This is a genomic window from Ruegeria sp. HKCCD3925 (assembly GCF_057221175.1).
Map to the genome: position 1 here is coordinate 433024 of NZ_JBWVBI010000005.1, position 16740 is coordinate 449763.

General features: G+C 57.4%; 18 protein-coding genes and 1 tRNA gene. 6 read left to right on the forward strand and 13 right to left on the reverse strand.

Features of this window, described 5'->3' with window-relative positions:
* Positions 1-114: 114 nt before the first annotated feature.
* Positions 115-1680 (reverse strand): DUF6538 domain-containing protein, encoded by a 1566-nt coding sequence (locus tag AC2TEM_RS14905; RefSeq protein ID WP_170423880.1) that lies wholly within the window; start codon positions 1678-1680, stop codon positions 115-117.
* A gap of 89 nt (positions 1681-1769) precedes the next feature.
* Positions 1770-1845 (reverse strand) — tRNA-Val (locus AC2TEM_RS14910).
* 408 nt (positions 1846-2253) lie between these two features.
* On the opposite strand from AC2TEM_RS14910, the gene modA reads away from it, so the two are divergent.
* From modA to modC, 3 genes are read left to right on the forward strand one after another with little or no spacing between them, the layout of a single operon-like run.
* Entirely contained in the window at positions 2254-3018 is a 765-nt protein-coding gene (gene modA / locus AC2TEM_RS14915) for a molybdate ABC transporter substrate-binding protein (protein WP_170423883.1), read from the forward strand.
* A gap of 4 nt (positions 3019-3022) precedes the next feature.
* A complete protein-coding gene (gene modB, locus AC2TEM_RS14920) occupies positions 3023-3715 on the forward strand; it encodes a molybdate ABC transporter permease subunit (RefSeq protein WP_170423885.1) in 693 nt (230 codons plus the stop codon).
* Entirely contained in the window at positions 3712-4803 is a 1092-nt protein-coding gene (gene modC, locus AC2TEM_RS14925; protein ID WP_170423887.1) for a molybdenum ABC transporter ATP-binding protein, read from the forward strand. Before modB ends, modC begins: the two co-directional genes overlap by 4 nt.
* 3 nt (positions 4804-4806) lie before the next feature.
* On the opposite strand, the gene AC2TEM_RS14930 is transcribed toward modC, so the two are convergent.
* Both AC2TEM_RS14930 and AC2TEM_RS14935 read right to left on the reverse strand, forming a co-directional pair.
* Positions 4807-5730, reverse strand: coding sequence for a Hint domain-containing protein (locus AC2TEM_RS14930; protein ID WP_170423889.1), 924 nt, complete (start codon positions 5728-5730; stop codon positions 4807-4809).
* Positions 5727-6239, reverse strand: coding sequence for a toxin-activating lysine-acyltransferase (locus AC2TEM_RS14935; protein ID WP_170423891.1), 513 nt, complete (start codon positions 6237-6239; stop codon positions 5727-5729). The genes AC2TEM_RS14930 and AC2TEM_RS14935 overlap by 4 nt, the downstream gene beginning before the upstream one ends.
* 188 nt (positions 6240-6427) lie before the next feature.
* Between AC2TEM_RS14935 and AC2TEM_RS14940 the strand changes: the two genes are divergently transcribed.
* Positions 6428-6844, forward strand: a complete 417-nt coding sequence (locus AC2TEM_RS14940) for a hypothetical protein (protein ID WP_170396038.1) — start codon at positions 6428-6430, stop codon at positions 6842-6844.
* A gap of 3 nt (positions 6845-6847) precedes the next feature.
* Here the strand turns inward: AC2TEM_RS14940 and hemF are convergent, their stop codons facing one another.
* Genes hemF through AC2TEM_RS14965 form a run of 5 tightly spaced genes read right to left on the reverse strand, consistent with a single transcriptional unit; the run spans position 6848 to position 10109 of the window.
* Entirely contained in the window at positions 6848-7732 is an 885-nt protein-coding gene (gene hemF / locus AC2TEM_RS14945) for an oxygen-dependent coproporphyrinogen oxidase (protein WP_170423893.1), read from the reverse strand.
* A gap of 5 nt (positions 7733-7737) precedes the next feature.
* A complete protein-coding gene (locus AC2TEM_RS14950) occupies positions 7738-8538 on the reverse strand; it encodes an SDR family NAD(P)-dependent oxidoreductase (RefSeq protein ID WP_170408883.1) in 801 nt (266 codons plus the stop codon).
* 37 nt (positions 8539-8575) lie between these two features.
* Positions 8576-9538: a class I SAM-dependent methyltransferase gene (locus AC2TEM_RS14955; RefSeq protein WP_170423895.1), complete on the reverse strand. Its 963-nt coding sequence runs from the start codon at positions 9536-9538 to the stop codon at positions 8576-8578.
* 9 nt (positions 9539-9547) lie between these two features.
* Positions 9548-9889 carry an ATP-dependent Clp protease adapter ClpS gene (clpS, locus tag AC2TEM_RS14960; protein WP_170396046.1) on the reverse strand — a complete coding sequence of 114 codons (342 nt, stop codon included), beginning with the start codon at positions 9887-9889 and terminating at the stop codon, positions 9548-9550.
* A gap of 25 nt (positions 9890-9914) precedes the next feature.
* Complete coding sequence (locus AC2TEM_RS14965) at positions 9915-10109, reverse strand: hypothetical protein (protein WP_480856280.1); 195 nt, start codon at positions 10107-10109, stop codon at positions 9915-9917.
* Here AC2TEM_RS14965 and AC2TEM_RS14970 point away from each other — a divergent pair.
* Positions 10056-10685, forward strand: coding sequence for an HAD family hydrolase (locus tag AC2TEM_RS14970; protein ID WP_480856283.1), 630 nt, complete (start codon positions 10056-10058; stop codon positions 10683-10685). The two genes, AC2TEM_RS14965 and AC2TEM_RS14970, sit on opposite strands and share 54 nt — an antisense overlap.
* A gap of 281 nt (positions 10686-10966) precedes the next feature.
* Positions 10967-12337 (forward strand): D-alanyl-D-alanine carboxypeptidase family protein, encoded by a 1371-nt coding sequence (locus tag AC2TEM_RS14975; protein ID WP_170423899.1) that lies wholly within the window; start codon positions 10967-10969, stop codon positions 12335-12337.
* Between the two features lie 66 nt (positions 12338-12403).
* On the opposite strand, the gene AC2TEM_RS14980 is transcribed toward AC2TEM_RS14975, so the two are convergent.
* The 4 genes from AC2TEM_RS14980 to AC2TEM_RS14995 form a co-directional block, all read right to left on the reverse strand.
* Positions 12404-13651: a hypothetical protein gene (locus AC2TEM_RS14980; protein ID WP_170408887.1), complete on the reverse strand. Its 1248-nt coding sequence runs from the start codon at positions 13649-13651 to the stop codon at positions 12404-12406.
* A gap of 130 nt (positions 13652-13781) precedes the next feature.
* Positions 13782-14543, reverse strand: coding sequence for a 5-oxoprolinase subunit PxpA (locus tag AC2TEM_RS14985; protein ID WP_170423901.1), 762 nt, complete (start codon positions 14541-14543; stop codon positions 13782-13784).
* A gap of 12 nt (positions 14544-14555) precedes the next feature.
* Positions 14556-15551, reverse strand: coding sequence for a 5-oxoprolinase subunit C family protein (locus AC2TEM_RS14990; RefSeq protein ID WP_170423903.1), 996 nt, complete (start codon positions 15549-15551; stop codon positions 14556-14558).
* Positions 15548-16297 (reverse strand): 5-oxoprolinase subunit B family protein, encoded by a 750-nt coding sequence (locus AC2TEM_RS14995; RefSeq protein ID WP_170423905.1) that lies wholly within the window; start codon positions 16295-16297, stop codon positions 15548-15550. Before AC2TEM_RS14995 ends, AC2TEM_RS14990 begins: the two co-directional genes overlap by 4 nt.
* Positions 16298-16740: the final 443 nt, after the last annotated feature.

Consider the following 16740-nt stretch of genomic DNA (forward strand, 5'->3'; position numbering starts at 1 on the left):
CGATCTTCGGGAGGCAAGGGGCGGAGATTCGAACCCTTTCACTCTGACCAATAAAACAAGGTGCACTAGAGCGCCTTATAACTGGCTAAACTGCAACGAGAAATCTCGCATGAGCTAATTCAATATGTAGTGAGGTAGTCTGTTGATTGCGTCGATCTTGGTCTTCTGCGTCACGTCACCGTAGTCATCACCTGCCGTTTTCCCCGCATGGCCCTGAATGGCATCGACAACACGATCAGAGATACCAAGTTCACGGCACTGCGTTTTGAAACGGTGCCGCCATGCATGATTGGGCAGCAATCCTTCTGGCGCCAGCCCGGACTTGCTAAGCCATGCTGCAATCTGATTTGCGACACGCTTCGCCTTGCGTGAGTAGTCCTCTTGTCTCGTGCCGCCGTGAAACAATGGCCCGGGCTTCGCAGCTTCGACAAAGCCAATGAAGCCCTCGCTTATGATTTGGGGATGCAGCGGAGCGTCACGATATCCACCTGTCTTAACCGAACCGGCATCTGGCGTAATCCTAATAACCCAATGCTCATCGATCTTGCGCACGTCTTCTTTGCGGAGCTGAGTAACCTCTGAGACGCGCGCACCAGTGAAGGCGCATATTATTGGTGCCCATCTTTTGGCCGCAACCAGATGTGATTTCTCTCTGATGTAGCCGCGCTCATCTTCGTTGGGTTGGTAGGATCGGCTTGCCTTCAAGACCTTGTTTGCCTCTGGATCTACATATCCACGTTCCCGAGCGTGCTGTTTCTTAGGTTTTGCCTGCCGCACGTTTGCTGCCGGATTCTCATCCAGTAATTCATTCTCTACCGCCCACGAAAACAGTGACCGGATGGTTGAGAGATACACATCGCTAACCGTCTTGGCCGACAAGTCACGCATCAGGTGATCACGCCACGCCAGCAGGTTTTTCTTTGTTACTCGTGTTGCGTCGTTGTGCTTTAGATATTTGACCAATTTATCGATGACTGGCTGTTGTCGACCTGTGCCAGACCGCATGAACCCTGCTTGTTGGCGGTGCGCAACGTAGTCTTTCCAGAGCTGTTTGATGCTGACCGGCTCGGGGACGTCTTCCAGAGGTTGGGCGTTTACAATGATCGGTGCGGTGGGTGTGCCTGTAAAATCTCCTTCATCGCGCTCTGCGGAACGCGCAAGAGCCTCAAGTTCTGCTTGGCAAAGGGCACGGGCTATCGCTCGCCATTCGGTGCTACCCGTTGCCGCGTCCAAATTGCCAGCAGCCCGGAAGCGTTCAATCTGCGCGCCGACCAACTCACATAGCTCAACGTCATTGGTATTCCCTGCTATGGCAGCGCGTAGGCGGCCAACTAGCAGATCATCAATGCCGACGGCAGAGTAGCGTGGATCATTTCTGAGTTGATCATCAAAGGCCATGCGCTGGTGATAGTGGCTGTGTGCGATCTGATCCGGTGCGAGAGGGAAACGGGCAGAGGCGTTTTGTGGTTGGTTTGGGTTCGCCTTTTGCTCTGCCACCGCGATCTGATGCTGAATCTGCGTAACTGCGCCCGGCAAAAGTTTGAGCGCTTCGCGGTAGTCACCACCGAGAGCGATGCGCAACTCGGTCTTCCCTATGATTCCGCGCAGGTCTTTCGGAACCACAACACGTGCATGATACCGCCCGGAACGGTTAACGAGGTGACGAATCTTACCTGCCATGGGAACACCTTTTGTAACCAAAGTTGTAACCTTCAAACGGACATAGCGCCTTGTTTGCAAGGGTTTTCTTTTATTTCAAAAGGTTAGAATGGTGGGTGATGAGAGACTCGAACTCCCGACATCTTCGGTGTAAACGAAGCGCTCTACCAACTGAGCTAATCACCCGTGAGGGCTCATGTAGCTAAGCCCGTGCGTGGGTGCAAGAGGGTATGGCACAATTTCTTTTGCAAAATTGCGCAAGGTTTCAGATCAGCGTTTAGGTAACTGGGCGCGGTTACCAATCGAGCAAACTCGTGTGTCATATCGTGGTTGAATAGCGAAATGCGAATATCGCTGTTCAGACGAGGCGGATCAGACACGTTGTTTAGCGATTGAGCGCTCTACCTCGGGAGTTTTCGGTTTTAGAGAAGCGCGACAGCATATTGATCTTGGGTTGGGCGATTCTCGTTTTCCACCGAATTCTGAGTTCAATATGGGCCGTAGCTTTGGTTGTAAGGCCAAAGGGCCTTGCCTGCCACGTGTTGCCTCCGATATGCCCAGAGGGATTGCAACCCTCTGATCCGGAGGCAAAGAATGACGGGCGCCTGTCGCAGTCTGATCGCAGCTTTGGCCTTCTGCGCGATACTCGCTGCCCCGGTTCGGGCCGAGGGCGTGCTGGTATTTGCCGCCGCCAGCCTCAAGACCGCACTGGACGGGATTGCCAGAAGTTATGAGGCTGAGACCGGGCAAGAGGTGACGGTGTCGTACGCGGCCTCCTCGGTGCTGGCGCGGCAGATACAAGCGGGGGCGCCCGCCGATCTGTTCATTTCGGCCAACGAGGATTGGATGGACGTGCTGCAGGATGAGGGCCTGATCGATACCGCTTCACGTATTGAGTTGCTGGGTAACGGGTTGGTTTTGATTGGTGCGCCGGGGGCTGACACGGCCGAGATTGAGGCGGGGTTTGACCTGAGCACCCGTCTAGGCAGTGGGTATCTGGCCATGGCTTTGGTCGATGCGGTGCCTGCGGGCATCTATGGCAAGGCCGCGTTACAGGGTCTGGGACTTTGGGGCGATGTTCAGGACAAGATCGCCCAGACGGATAATGTACGCGCCGCGCTGGCGCTGGTTGCGACGGGGGCGGCGCCTTTGGGGATCGTCTATCGCTCGGACGCTGTGGCTGATGAGCGGGTCGGGGTCATCGGTGTCATCCCGGCAGATATCCACCCGAAAATTGTGTATCCAGCAGCCCTGACTTCTACTGCAGAACCTACGGCGCACGCGCTTTTGACCTATTTGCAAGGCAATTCCGCACAGGCCGAATTTGTGAGGCAGGGGTTCTCCCTGCCCGAAGGGTAGTACGATGGGATGGTTGGGCCCGGCAGAGATGGAGGCATTGCGCCTGTCGCTGCGCGTATCGTTCTGGGCAACGCTGATCACGTTGCCCTTTGGGATTTTCATTGCCTATGCGCTTGCGCGCTGGCGGTTTCCGGGGCGCCAGTTGCTGAATGGTCTGGTTCATCTGCCTCTGATCCTGCCGCCGGTGGTGACCGGCTATCTGCTGCTGCTGACCTTTGGGATTCAGGGGCCGTTGGGCGCGCCTTTGGCTGAGCTTGGGATCGTTTTTGCTTTCCGATGGACTGGCGCTGCGCTGGCTGCCGGGATCATGGCTTTTCCGCTGATGGTGCGCGCGATCCGGTTGTCGATCGAGGCGGTAGACCCAAAACTGGAACAGGCAGGCGCCACTTTGGGGGCCTCGCGTCTGCTGGTCTTTGGAACGGTGACGCTGCCGATGATCCTGCCTGGGGTCATTGCGGGCGCGATCCTGGCGTTTGCCAAGGCGATGGGGGAGTTCGGGGCCACGATCACCTTTGTTTCGAACATACCCGGTCAGACGCAGACGTTGCCCTCGGCAGTCTATGCGTTTTTGCAGGTTCCAGGGGGTGAGGCGGCGGCGACTCGGTTGGTGATCATCTCGATCATCGTCGCCATGGGCGCGCTTTTGCTGTCGGAATATGTGGGCCGTCGTGTGGCCAAACGCGTGGCCGGATCATGAGCCTGTCCGTCCGCCTGCAACACCAGCTGCCCGGGATGAAGCTGGACCTCGATTTCGACGCACCTTCCGGTGTAACGGTTCTGTTTGGGCGTTCTGGTTCGGGAAAGACGACGGTGGTGAATGCAGTCGCGGGGCTACTGAGACCCGAGGCCGGGCGGGTCGCGGTTGGCGATTGGGTGTTGTTCGACACGGATCGCGGTGCGTGGCTGCCGCCACATAGACGGCGCTTGGGCTATATCTTTCAGGAAGGCCGTCTGTTCCCGCATCTGACCGTACGCCAGAACCTGAATTATGGTCGCTGGTTTGCGCCGCGCGGGGCACGACGCGAAAACCCGGATCGGGTGATCGAGATGTTGGGTGTTGGCCATCTGCTGGACCGCCGCCCAGCGATGCTATCGGGGGGTGAGAAACAGCGCGTCGCCATTGGCCGCGCCCTGCTGGCCAGCCCGCGCCTGATCCTTGCGGATGAGCCTCTGGCCGCGCTCGACGACGCGCGCAAGGCTGAAATCCTGCCCTATTTCGAACGGTTGCGGGATGAGGTCTCGGTCCCGATACTTTATGTGACCCATTCGGCGGCCGAGGTTGCCCGGCTTGCAACGTCCGTGGTCGCGCTGCAGGACGGGCGTGTCGTGCGGCATGGTCCCGCGTCCGATGTTCTGTCGGACCCATCCGTGGCCCCTGCAGGCGTGCGCGCGGTGGGGGCCGTTCTGCGGGTCCGTGTTACGGCGCATCACGACGATGGCCTGTCCGAACTTGATGCCGGTGGCGCTCGTCTTTACCTGCCTCGGATTGCCCATCAAATCGGCGAAGAGCTGCGTATTCGTATTCCGGCGCAAGAGGTGATCCTGTCCAGTAGACCACCCGAGGGTCTTTCAGCCTTGAATGTGTTGTCGGGGCAGGTCGAGGCGATCCGGGCAGGTGAGGGGCCCGGTGCAATCGTGTCGGTCAAAACAACTGCGGGTGTTGTGCTGGCGCGCGTGACCCGACGCTCGGTCGCGGCGCTGGGTTTGCAGCAGGGCAGTACATGCTATGCGGTGATCAAGACCGTCGCGCTGGCTCCGCAGGATGTCGGGGGGCGGGTTGTCTAGGACCTAGGCAAGCGCACGCGCCTCATGTTCGCGCAGGATCAGCCGCGCAGCAAGGCCGAAGCCGATATGTTCGTCCGAGGCGCGCTCGGGGAATATCTCGGCGAGTTCCTGCAGCGCGTCAGAAGACAGCGTGTGGAGGGTTTCTTCACCCAGAAACAGGCTTTCGGCCTGAGCCCCTTCGGCAAACAAAATCTCGTGCCTGTCCAGCAGGATATGCAGGTATTCGACCGGCTCATCACCGGTATCAATATCTATTCCCGGCCACGAGCACAGATGTTTGGCGGCGACCAACACTTCGGGTGCGCCAAACAGAATCTCGACCTTGGGGCCGTGGATCAGGAGGCGATGCTGTTGAGACACCAGCAAATCGCGGGATGGAACACCAGGTCCCAGACTACCTGCGGTCACACGCACCGGGCGCATCGCAGGATTTGCGCGCAACCGCTCGGGCGACATGGTGCTGCTTTCGATCCAGCGGATCGGCTGTATTCCGTGATCGGCAGTCAACACGTCGTCATCCACGCGCAGGGTCTCAATGGCGCGCTGGCCTTCCGCCGTTTCAATCAGAGTACCTGCGGTAAAGCAAACGCCTTCGATCGTGATATCAATGATCTGGGTCTGGGTTCCACTGAAGGTGAAGAAACCATTGGCGAAATTGGCGGTGACCGTCACCTCGAACGAGTCTAACTGGATCACTCCGTCATCAAGGCTATCGAAGAAGGCCGGGTCGACGGTGTAGGTCCACGTTCCGTTCGCATCTATTGAGGCGGTGCCGAAATCCGGTTGATCGGAGATTGCCCAGGTGGCCCCGGTGAAGGTCCCGAAATCCGATGTTGCGGTGACATCGAGGTCACCCGAGGCGACATTCGGAGGAAAGCCGGTCACGTCGCCCGTGATATCGCCCGATATGGTTACAACCGAAGTCATCCGTTTTCCTGCTCGAGCGTTCTGGCGAATTCGGCATCGCGGTAAAGGCGCATATGCACCTGTTGCTGGTCATCGCGTGTCCATTCGACGATACGTTTTGTGGATAGGTCGCTGCTGAGGCGATTGGTGCGCACGCGTGGGTGCGGGATGTCCCGTTTCAGCATGTCGACGATCTTACGAGTTTGGCCGAAGGGTGCCACCATATCGATGATCCAGAAGGATGAGCCACTGGCGAAATCGACATCTCTCAGCGGCTCTTCCTTCACCGCATAGCGATATTCGGCTTCCGGGCTGAGACCGGCAAATGTCACGAATCCGCGCGGAAAGCCGTTTTGGCGGAAGATGTGATACTGGCCCAATCTCAGCGGCGTTTCGAACGCATAGAGAACCTGTGCCAAACTGCGGTTACGATGCGTTTTGGTCAGGGCAGCCAGATAAAATAACGCACCGAAGTCGGCGTATTTTTCACCGGAAAGATCGAACCAGTCTTTGGGAAATGACTTTTCCACGGGCCACTCTGGAAACTGCTGATGCAGAGATCATAGCGCACCACATATTCAAAGAAAGAATTTTCACTCAAGTTGATGTGTTACGGGTTGAGTTAGACCTGAGGCCCGGTTTGACTATATTGATTCGTATAGGCTGGTTGGTCCCACGTCGTCTCAGCCGTGATCGCGTTTTTCATAGGGTGTTTTATATGCGTTTTCTTACATGCCTCTCTTTGACAGCCATCATACTGGCCCCCACCATTGCGCAGTCTCAGGGCGTTGGTTTTGGCTATAAACTAAGACCGCAGTTCAGAACCCAGATCACGCCGCTTAAGGATGGAACCTACGAAGTGAAGCCTGTCGGTGGATCCTCGGCTGCGGTCACCTATTGGTGTGGAATTGGTGATTATGCAGTTCGCACATTGGGAGTTTCAAACTCGCAGCGGATTTATGTTTCCAAAGCTTACGAGAAAGGTGTTCGCACAGTGCAGTTTTCGCTAACTCCACCGCCCGGCGCGGATACCAATCCGGGGTATTCTTTGACCGTCAACAGGGTGGGTGAGAACCTGTCCGCCGCTTCGGCGCAAAACTACTGCTTTGATAATTCCATCGATATGGGGTTTTAGCGGTCAGACCCATTTGGCCAAGGGCGGCAGACTCATCAGAACAGCATCGGGGTCGTGCCCGGTTTCCAGACCAAACTTGGTGCCCCGGTCATAGACCAGATTGTATTCGGCATAGAGCCCACGATGCACCAGCTGGGTGTTTTTGTCCGCGTCGTCAAAGCTTTGCACCCGGCGTTTTTCGACCAGAGGCAGAAAGGCGGGCAGGAAGGCGCGACCGATGTCCTGAGTCAGCGCAAAATCCGCCTGCCAGTCGCCGGTGCAATAGTCATCCATGAAGATCCCGCCGACACCCCGAGCGCGCTTTCGGTGGGGGATATAAAAATACTCGTCAGCCCAATCTTTGAGGCGCGGGTAGTGGCCGGGTCCGTGCGGGTCGAGATGCGCTTTTTGGGTGGCGTGGAAATGGGCGGTGTCGTCGTCATATTCGATGCAGGGATTCAGGTCGGAGCCGCCGCCGAACCACCAGGCATGTGGAGTCCAGAACATCCGGGTGTTCATATGGACCGCAGGCACATGCGGGTTCTGCATATGGGCCACAAGGCTGATGCCCGAAGCCCAGAACCGGGGGTCGTCCTTCATCCCCGGAATACCCTTGCGCGCAGCCATCGCGTTTTGCGCGCGCTCACCCAGCGTACCAAAGACGGTTGAGACATTAACGCCCACCTTCTCGAACACGCGGCCCCCGCGCATCACCGACATCAGCCCGCCGCCCGCGTCGGAGCCATCGTCAGACTGCCGTTTAGTTTCTTTGACTTCGAACCTTCCCGGCTGAGAATCCGAGAAGGGGCCTGAGGTGTGGCTGTCTTCCAACGCTTCGAAGGCGGTTACGATGTCATCTCGCAACTGGCGGAACCAGGCAGAGGCGGTGGCTTTTTCTTTATCGAACATTGGGATCAGTGGGCCGGGGCTGCGACAGGGTCCAGCAGGGTGCGGCCTCCGTCAATGGTTAGAATTTGGCCTGTCATGAAGCCCGCAGCGTCCGACGCGAGAAATTGCGCGGTTTCGACCAGTTCGTTCGGAGCGGCAATCCGGGAAAGCGGAGTATGTTTTTCGATGTCGTCCCGGAAATCTCGGTTTTCTTTCAGCGTTGACTGCAATGAGGCGCTCATGACCGATCCCAGCGCGATGGAGTTTACGCGAATACGGCTGGGCGCAAGTGCAACCGCCAACGAACGGGTCATCTGATCCAGCGCAGCGGTCGAAACGGAATATGCCATCAGATCGGGATGGGTGCGGCGTGCGGCAATCGAGGACAGGTTGATGATCGACCCGGCAGGGTTCTCATCGTCTCCATCAGCCTGTTTGATAAATCGCTTAGCCACTAGTTGGCTCAGTCGCAGCGCGGGCATCAGGTTCTGGTTCAGCAATGTGCGCACCGAATCGTCATCGGTGTCCAGCGGGTCCGACGGGATCACCTGCCGCGCACCATTGATCAGGATATCAACCTGATCAAACGCATCCAGCGTGGCCGAAAGCAGATTGGCGATGGTCAACTTTTCACGCAGGTCACCGGCGAAATAACGGATGTTGCTGTCATCCGCCTGTTCGCCCAGCTCATCGGACAGGCGCTTTTCATCCATATCGGCGAACATGACATTGGCGCCTGCATCGGCAAAGTGCCGTCCGATGGCCAGTCCGATGCCGTTGGCACCCCCGGTGACGATTGCGGTCTTGCCCGCGATGGAAAAGGACATGCGAATCCTCCTGAGTTCTGGCGCAGGTTAGCGGGCCTCAGCCCCGAGGGCGAGAGGCATGGAACACCTTGAAGCGGTTGTCTCCTGCCACTTCGTCAACACGGGCGAAAGCCTCGGCCAGCGTTGCCTCGTAGGGCAGGTGGCGATTGGCGACCATCCAGAGTTGACCGTTGCGGGTGAGGTTGCGTGCCGCACTGGTGATAAAGCCCTGGCCCAATGTCGGGTCGGCGCTGCGCGAAGTGTGAAAGGGCGGATTCATGATCACCATGTCCAGCGGCTCGGGCGCGCTCCATTTGGTGGCGTCGGCCCAGTGGAACTGCGCACGGGGGTCGGTGACGTTGGCGCGGGCACAAGTAAGGGCGGTGTGGTCGGCCTCAACCAGATGCAGGCTGCGCAAGGTGTCGTCGATCAGCTTTGCGGACAGAAAGCCCCAACCTGCACCCAGATCAGCGATGCGCGTGCCGTGCTTGGTTGGCAGAGACTTCAGCAGCAGGGCCGAGGCAGGATCGATACCATCGGCGGAAAACACACCGGGCGCGGTATGGAAGCCGTCAACCATTTGGTTTTCAGGCGCAGCCCAGTCGGCAAAGGCGTCCGCATCAGACTGAAACCAGAAAATCTTGCCATGTGCCTTCGAGATTGGACCCTCGATCGCAACCCGCTTGCGGATATCTTTCAGCAAACTGTCGACGCCATCGGTTTTGGCCCCGTCCACCACGATGACCCCGCTGGCGCGGCTGCAGGCCTGATGGATCAGCGCCCGGGCCAGCGCCTTGGCGCGCGGTAGAAACACGACCGCATCCTGGCAAGGCGCGTCACTATTGGGCGTTGCGACAAAGCCCTGCGTGGCAAAGTGATCGTGGAATGGTTTGAACGGTTGCACCATCTGCGCCTCGCGCGGAAGGTCCGACAAATCGTGGTCCAGGGTCGGCGCCAAGACAGTCAGCGGTTGCGACAGGCTGAGCCCGCTGTTCAGGGCTAGATCAAGGCGAGAGGACATGGCCGTGCGTTATTCTTCGCGTTCCATGGTGCATTGCAGCGGGTGCTGATGCCTGCGCGCGAAATCCATGACTTGCCCGACCTTGGTCTCGGCAATCTCATGGCTGAACACGCCAACCACGGCGACACCTTTCTTGTGTACGGTCAGCATGATTTCAAACGCTTGCGCATGGGTCATGCCGAAGAACCGTTCCAGCACATGCACCACGAACTCCATCGGTGTGTAATCGTCATTCAGCAACAACACCTTATACAGCGGCGGCCGCTTGGTCTTGGGGCGCGTTTGCACCAGGACCGACGTGTCGTCGTCTTCGTCGTCCTTTTCAGACATGATCCACTGGTGTTTGCGCATTGCTGTAAGAGAATCTCGATTAACACTACGAATTGTTTCCCGGCTTATATAACGTCACGGTGGCCAGAGAAAAGAGCAACCGGACGGAAATGCGACGCGGGACAAGCTGACAACAATCGGGTTCGATGCAGACGATACCCTTTGGCATAACGAGCGTTTCTTCCAGCTGACTCAGGCATATTTTGCCGAATTGCTCGCCGATCACGCCGATCACGATCACCTGATGGAACGTCTACTTGCCGCCGAAAAGCGCAACATCCAGCACTATGGGTATGGCATCAAGGGCTTTACCCTGTCGATGATCGAGACAGCGATTGAGGTGACGGAAGATCGCGTACCGGCGCGCGTCATCCGCCAACTTGTTGAAGCGGGGCAGGAGATGCTGGCACATCCCATCGAACTGCTCCCCCATGCGCGCGAGGCCATCGAGGCGGTGGCCGAGACGCATAAGGTTCTGCTGATCACCAAGGGCGACCTGATCGATCAGGAGCGTAAGCTGGCGCAATCCGGATTGGGTGAGCTGTTCGATGGCGTCGAGATCGTGAGCGAAAAAACGGCGGCGACCTATGCGATGATTTTTGACCAGTATGGTGATGGACCCGACGCTTCGATGATGATCGGAAACTCGATGCGTTCTGACGTGGTGGCCCCAATCGAAGCCGGGTGCTGGGGCGTGCATGTCCCGCACGGGTTGGTATGGGAGGTCGAGCAGGCCGAGGTCCCAACTTCCAACCCACGGTTCCGCGAGTTGAAGGATTTGGGTGATCTTTCAGCTTTGATTGATCAGATTTCCTGACCTGTTGCCGTTTGACATCAGTCACAAAAAATTCGATGACACGGCTTGCCTCAAATTCGGCACAATCGCCGGTATGGTGTCCGGGCGCGCATGAAACACCATATGTAGCGTGAATCTGATCGTGTATATGATCCACTCAAACGCAGCTTTCAGTTTCTTTAAACCCGTCCCTGTGTTAGCCTGAAGAATATCAAAATAAAAATTGCTGACTGGGAAAACCCGGCGGCGCGAGGCAGACAGAGGCAAAGATCGTGCAGATTCGGCGGACAGTTCCGGCCCGAATGGGCTTTTTACTTATAGCATTTCTGTGGCTGCTTTCATTTGCACCACTTCAGGGCATGGCGGCCCCTTACGCGGCCATGGTGATCGACGCACGCACCGGAGAAGTGCTGCATTCCCGCAATGCCGACACGCGGTTGCATCCGGCATCTCTGACCAAGATGATGACGCTGTATATTGCGTTTGAGGCCGTGCGGAATGGTGAGATCACGTTGGACACTCAGGTGCGCATCACCAAGGCGGCAGCGGCTGAGCCGCCCTCGAAGCTGGGTTTGCGCACTGGGCAGCGAATCGCGTTTCGCTATCTGATCCGGGCGGCGGCGGTGAAATCCGCCAATGACGCGGCAACCGCGATCGGCATCGCCCTCAGCGGGTCCGAGGCGGCGTTTGCTCGTCGCATGACCCGCACAGCCAAGGCGATGGGGATGAGCCGGACCACCTTCAAGAATGCCCATGGTCTGACCGAGTCGGGGCATTTGTCGACCGCGCGGGATATGACCACGCTGGGCCGTCACCTGCTGTATGATTACCCGCAGTACTACAACCTGTTCTCGCGCCAATCGACGAATGCCGGGATCAAGACTGTACCGAACACCAACCGCCGCCTTTTGGCAGCCTATCGGGGCGCCGATGGGATCAAGACCGGCTATACCCGCGCCGCAGGGTTTAATCTGGTTGCTTCGGCCAAGCGCAAGGATGAACGTATCATCGCGACCGTCTTCGGTGGCAAATCAGGTGCATCGCGCAACGCCCGGGTGGCCGAGCTTTTGGATATGGGTTTCCGCCGTGCCCCCTCGCGTGCGCCAATCCGTAAGCCCGCCCGCCCGGCCTATGCAGGGAATGCTGGTCTGGGTAGTGCACAAGTGGTCGCCCAAGCGGGCCCGCCGAAAAAGAGCCTGCGCCCGGTGTTGCGCCCGGTGGCGAGCGAAACGGTTCAGGTCGCGGGGTCGGTCGCCGCAACGGCTGAAAAAGACAACACCCGGATTCAGGACGGTATCGCTGCTGCGATTGCAGCAGCAGACATAGCACCGTCGGATGGCGCCAAGCCTTCCGAAAACGTGGTGCTGGCCTCGGTCGAACCGGCCAAACAGCCCGAGCCTGAACCCGAAGTTGTGACCCGCTTGTCCACTTCCGGCGGTCACCTTTGGGGCGTCAATGTTGGCCGCTACACCACACGGTATGAGGCCGAGAAGGTTCTGTTGAAAACTGCGCTGTCGGAAATGACCACTTTGGAAGGCACTTTGCGCAAGGTGAATCAAAGCTCGCGTGGGTTTGACGCGACATTTCAGGGCATGACCCGCGAGCAGGCTGATCTGGCCTGTCGTCGGTTACAGGCGCGCAATGTCACGTGTTTCATGATCGGGCCGTCATAAGACCCGGCATTCTCTCCTGGATGGGCCTGGGCTGCGATGACCTCGCAGCCCATATTTTTTGGCAAATCAATCGAAGACGTGGCCGTGTTTGTACTGTTCATCTTGCCCGGCCGCCGCAGTTAAGGCTGCAACGTTATCCTTGGTGAAGAAGCCGTCGTAGTGATGACAACGTTCGATGTATTCGGTGATCAGCAGCGTGTGTTTCGAGTGCTTTGAGAAGATCTGTTTCAGGTTCGGATCATCTTTGCATTCCCCGACCACATGGGCCAGGAACGGAACGCCCTTGTCTTTAAGAGTGTTGACCACGAAATCGACATTTTTCTCACCCGCGCCATGGTCGCCGTCCTGAATTTCAACCGCCATGTGGTGCAAGCGTCGTCCGAAATTACGCACGAAATCCTCGGTTGGCATCGGCAATTGCTCGAAAGAGTTCACGAATGAGGGCGTGTTGTTTGCAGTAAAGACCTTGGCAGGGGATTTCTTGTCGTCATCCACATTGGCATTGCGATTCACATTGGTCGACGAGTTCATGTCGAAGATGTTGTACGCCCCCCAGAAGTAATAAGGCACCATGGTCAGAAATTCGAGGATCGCGTCCTCACGTTCCCCGGCCAGAATGCGTGTCGCCAGATGATCGATCCCCAGCATCAGGGGTGCGATTTTGCTATCCGTCCCAAACGCAGCGGCCTGATCCAGCTTGGCTTGTTCCACATCGCTCAGCAAAACACGGTCGCCTAACCCCAAACTGTCTGTGTCGTTGAAATCCAGCGTGGAATAGCCGACGCGATTGCACGTGAAATCCGATGGCGTCGTAAAGCGGTATCCTTCCAGCGTGTAGAACGGATTTTCGGTGTCCCCAGAATATTCGAACCGAATATTCTGATCCTCCAGCGATCCAGTCAGCGCCTTCAGGTCAGTGGCACCGTAAATCTCACCTACATATCGCGTCTGCGGCTTACCGCGCGCCAGCGGGTACATACGATTGATACGCGGGATGAAATCCTCGAATGCCGGGCTGAGCGGAGCCATCAGGATCAGCGCCGGATAATCGGCATGTGAATGCATCACCGAGAACTTGTGTGTCTGTCCCAAATAGCTGGCGGTGTGGCGATAGGGGGTCATCACATAAAGCTCGACCAGCGTGTCAAACAGCGCATCTGTCTCGACCTGAATGACAATGGCCCGCATCGCACCGACCTGATCCGCAATGCCCGAGCTGATGCGGCGCTCGTAAATCCTGGGAAGATATTCGGTGAAGAAGTCCGAGTTCTTCTTGTCGCCCCTTGGCTGGTAGGACATCAGATCAAAAGACATAGGCTAACCTCCTTGCGGCGCGTTGCTTGGATTTGTGGTAGTCAGATCATGCACTTGCCATGCATGCTAGGCGCTAAGGCCTGCATGGGCAACAGTTTGGAGATGGGGTGCCAAAGTTACGTTGTTGTAACTAACGGATGAATTTTGTGACCTCGACTCCGCCCGCGATCAGGTTCTCGCGCACCGAGTGCGCGATCTGAACTGCTGTCGGGCCATCACCATGCAGGCAGATCGTATCGATTGAGGTCTCAAGGCGTTTGCCGGATTCGGTGATGATGGCACCTTCCTTCACCATTTCCAGAATACGTGGTCCGGCCAGTGCAGGGTCGTGTATCACGGCTCCCGGCAGTGACCGATCCACCAAAGTGCCATCGTCGTTATAGGCACGGTCGGCGAAGATTTCGCCCACCCACTTGCAGTCCAGCTCGCGCACCGCTTCTTCTTGTTTGGTGACCGCCAGCACCATGATGATGATGTCCGGGTCCACGTCCAATGCGCCCTGATAACAGGCCCGCGCCATATCGATATCGACCGAACACATGTTGGCCAGCGCTCCATGTAGCTTTAGATGGCGCACTTCAGTGCCCATCGCCTTGGCCATGCCGATTGCCGATCCAAGCTGATAACGCACCAGATTGCGCAAACTGTCATGGGGCACTTTCATGTTTCGACGCCCGAACCCCTGCAGATCAGGAAAACCGGGATGCGCACCGATGCCCACACCGTTCTGAGCTGCCAGAGCCATGGTCTTGGCCATCACATCCGGGTCACCCGCATGAAAGCCACAGGCGATATTGGCTGATGTGATGATCTTCAGAAGGCTTTCATCATCACCCATCTTCCACGGGCCAAAGCTTTCGCCCATATCGGCATTCAGATCGACGCTCGGCATCGCAATAACTCCTTATTCGGTGGCAGAGATCATTCCGCTGATCAGTTGGTAGGACAGGAGGTCCGGGATGTCATGTGGATCGCGGACCAAGGGTTCAACACGGGCGGGCAGGCGGGCAAGATCGGCCTTAAATGCGGCTTGCAGAGTGATGGCTTGTTCCAGTGTTACGAATTCGAAGCGCACCTCGCCTCCCGCCGGGGTCTGTGCAGCACGAGGCAGATCACAGGGCAGAACGGTTGCGATGCGCGGGTAACCTCCGGTGGTCTGGCACTCGGGCAGTAGGATGAAGGGCGCACCGGTGCCGGTCATCTGTATATCGCCGGGGGTTATGACTTCGGACAGTATGTTCAACTGACCCTTGGCCGCGAAGCCGTCACCTTCACTATCCAGCTGCATGCCCATCCGGTTGGCTCGGGCGCCGCGGCGGAATGTCGTTTGCGTAAACCGTGCCAGCGTCTCGTCATCGAACAGTGCAGTTTGAAAGCTGGCCACAACCCGCAACATCCCACCTGAAAACCGATCCTCCGAACGCAGCTTCAGGCCGGTCTTGCCGGTTTCCGTCGAAGGCAGGTGATCACCCGCTTGAACGGCGCGCCCGATCCTTGCGGTCAGATGGGCCGCGCGTGAGCCCAGCGTCACGTCGGTCTCGATCCCGCCACCCAGATTCAGATACCCGTAACTGCCCTGCAGCACCGACCCGACTACCAGCCGCTGCCCAGCCTCCATCTGATGCGAGGCATTCCACAAGACGGGGCTGCCATCGATACTGGCCTGCATCGGTGCGCCGGTCAGCGCGATTGCGGTTGGTGCGGTTGCCTCAAACTCGCCACCCATCCCCGCCATTTCGAGGGCGGCGCTCGTTGGAGTGTTACCAAGCAACGCGGCCCCTTCATAAAGCGCAACTATATCTGCGGCACCCGAACGCGACAGGCCTTGATCCAGATACCCGGTGCGCCCTTGATCCTGAACCGTGCAAGCTGGGCCGATGCGATGGACGATCAGCGTCATGTCGTGATCTCCTCGCAACTCGCACCACCAGAGCCATCAGTGCAGGTTGTACGGATATCCTCAAGCTCTTCGCGCGTGACTGAGATGAACTGCATCTCATCACCGGGGTTGAGGGCAAAACTTTGCTCCATGTCCGGACGAAAGCAACGAAACGCGGTTTGTCCAACATGACGCCATCCAGTTGGGGTTGGCCCCGAGAACAGGACAAATTGCGAAATTGCCAAAACCAACGCCCCTTCAGGTACCATCGGCGTCAGCTCTTTCAGGCGTGGAATGTTGAATTCGGGTCCGAGTGGCCCGAGATAAGGTTGGCCCGGCGCAAATCCGATGGTTAAAACCCGCACACGCGATTGGCTGAGACGATCAATGGCGTCCGCTGGTGACAACCCTGCTGCCAATGCCGCGTCTTCTAGCTGTGGCGCGAGATCGGAACCGTAGACCGTCGGCACTTTCCAGAATCGTCGCCCCACAGGCAAAGGTGCAGCGTACCAATCGCGACTGACCAGCATAGCCCGCAGCAACTCTTCGATGTCATGATGCGACAGGCTTAATGGATCAAACCTTATAAATGCAGATGCCAGCGAGGCCGAAGTCTCAAGCACGCCGTCAATCTGCTGCGCCTCGACTGCGCCCCGAAATGCCAGGGCGGCGCGGTTCGACGGCTCGGACATGGTTTGCGCAAAGGTCACCAACAGACCGTCAAATCCAACGGTTCGCAGCAAGGGAAACTTAATGTCATTCGTCATATCAAGGTCACAGGCGTATCGGGTTTGCTTTGAAAAGACCTGAGCCTATCCATAGACAATGCGCAAGGCCCTGTAAGACCAACTTGCATTGCGCCTGGCGGAGCCGATATCGGGCGCGATTCCGGGATTGGAAATGAATCGCTGATTGCCGTCGAGTCGGTATAGTCTTGTGGGTGACTGTAATGTTCTCACTATATGTTGGGTTTGAACCAACAAGCACTGAAACCTAGGAGGTATATCTGATGTGCTTGAAGGATGATTTTCGCCGATTTCTATGAGGTGAGTTCCACTCAACTATCAGAAATTATTGTATAAAAAATGATTTTGAAGTTTTTTGCGATATTCTTGAATTTTCCACTTGCGCGTTGAATGCGTAAGGCATAGAACGCCCTTCACCGGCGCTGCTGAGGTGCTGGGACGCGGTGGAAGCTGCGGAGACGCTC

Coding starts and splice junctions, on each gene's coding strand:
- AC2TEM_RS14930 (WP_170423889.1), bottom strand. CDS start 5,730: ATGACTTCGGTTGTAACCATATCGGGCGATATCACGGGCGACGTGACC.
- AC2TEM_RS14940 (WP_170396038.1), top strand. CDS start 6,428: ATGCGTTTTCTTACATGCCTCTCTTTGACAGCCATCATACTGGCCCCC.
- modC (WP_170423887.1), top strand. CDS start 3,712: ATGAGCCTGTCCGTCCGCCTGCAACACCAGCTGCCCGGGATGAAGCTG.
- AC2TEM_RS14950 (WP_170408883.1), bottom strand. CDS start 8,538: ATGTCCTTTTCCATCGCGGGCAAGACCGCAATCGTCACCGGGGGTGCC.
- AC2TEM_RS14990 (WP_170423903.1), bottom strand. CDS start 15,551: ATGACGCTGATCGTCCATCGCATCGGCCCAGCTTGCACGGTTCAGGAT.
- clpS (WP_170396046.1), bottom strand. CDS start 9,889: ATGCGCAAACACCAGTGGATCATGTCTGAAAAGGACGACGAAGACGAC.
- modA (WP_170423883.1), top strand. CDS start 2,254: ATGACGGGCGCCTGTCGCAGTCTGATCGCAGCTTTGGCCTTCTGCGCG.
- modB (WP_170423885.1), top strand. CDS start 3,023: ATGGGATGGTTGGGCCCGGCAGAGATGGAGGCATTGCGCCTGTCGCTG.
- AC2TEM_RS14985 (WP_170423901.1), bottom strand. CDS start 14,543: ATGCCGAGCGTCGATCTGAATGCCGATATGGGCGAAAGCTTTGGCCCG.
- AC2TEM_RS14980 (WP_170408887.1), bottom strand. CDS start 13,651: ATGTCTTTTGATCTGATGTCCTACCAGCCAAGGGGCGACAAGAAGAAC.
- hemF (WP_170423893.1), bottom strand. CDS start 7,732: ATGTTCGATAAAGAAAAAGCCACCGCCTCTGCCTGGTTCCGCCAGTTG.
- AC2TEM_RS14955 (WP_170423895.1), bottom strand. CDS start 9,538: ATGTCCTCTCGCCTTGATCTAGCCCTGAACAGCGGGCTCAGCCTGTCG.
- AC2TEM_RS14905 (WP_170423880.1), bottom strand. CDS start 1,680: ATGGCAGGTAAGATTCGTCACCTCGTTAACCGTTCCGGGCGGTATCAT.
- AC2TEM_RS14975 (WP_170423899.1), top strand. CDS start 10,967: ATGGGCTTTTTACTTATAGCATTTCTGTGGCTGCTTTCATTTGCACCA.
- AC2TEM_RS14995 (WP_170423905.1), bottom strand. CDS start 16,297: ATGACGAATGACATTAAGTTTCCCTTGCTGCGAACCGTTGGATTTGAC.